Annotated in this window: 1 protein-coding gene; it reads right to left on the reverse strand. The window is 31.4% G+C overall.

Features of this window, described 5'->3' with window-relative positions; translation table 11 throughout:
* Positions 1-96 precede the first annotated feature (96 nt).
* A complete protein-coding gene (locus LS81_RS11085; protein WP_034348082.1) occupies positions 97-297 on the reverse strand; it encodes a hypothetical protein in 201 nt (66 codons plus the stop codon).
* Between the last annotated feature and the right edge of the window lie 263 nt (positions 298-560).

Genomic DNA, 560 nt, shown 5'->3' on the forward strand with positions numbered 1-560 from the left:
CTTTTGCCTCATTACTTTATCTGATTTAGGTTTTGACCACATACTATAAGCATATTTTATTTTTCCTTGTTGCTTTTTCATATTTTCTCCTTTCTATCATGCACTCTTTTTAGGGATATAAAACCCTTCAATCTCAAGCATATCTCGCAATTCTTTTGCTCTACCTCTTTTACCTTGTATTCTGCCAGTAGAGAGGTATTTCAGCAGGGTTAAATCTTTCTGCACACCCTTAGAAATTGACCATGCACGAAGTCTCATACCTCTTTTTAGCATTTGTGCTGCTACACTTTCATTCATCTTATATCCTTTCTATGAAATTTATGTTATAATACAATCTAACCCCTCATTACGAGGGGAAGATTGTAAAATTTTAAGCTTTAGTAATCGTTATTTTAAATTTGCCAATTCGTATAACGATTCTTAGCTTAAGCTTCACAACCTTTTTGAACTTGAAACGAAACATTTCAAATCCTTTTAAAAGTTGTTTTACCCTCCCACCCAACCAATTAATTTATTTTTAACTCTTTTTAAGCTAAAATAAACTAATTAGAGATATTATA

Origin of the sequence: Helicobacter trogontum, from assembly GCF_000765905.2 — a bacterium.
Lineage (GTDB): Bacteria > Campylobacterota > Campylobacteria > Campylobacterales > Helicobacteraceae > Helicobacter_A > Helicobacter_A trogontum.

What these genes read in the sequence shown, in the direction of transcription:
- LS81_RS11085 (WP_034348082.1), bottom strand. Translation starts at nt 297, where the DNA reads ATGAATGAAAGTGTAGCAGCACAAATGCTAAAAAGAGGTATGAGACTT.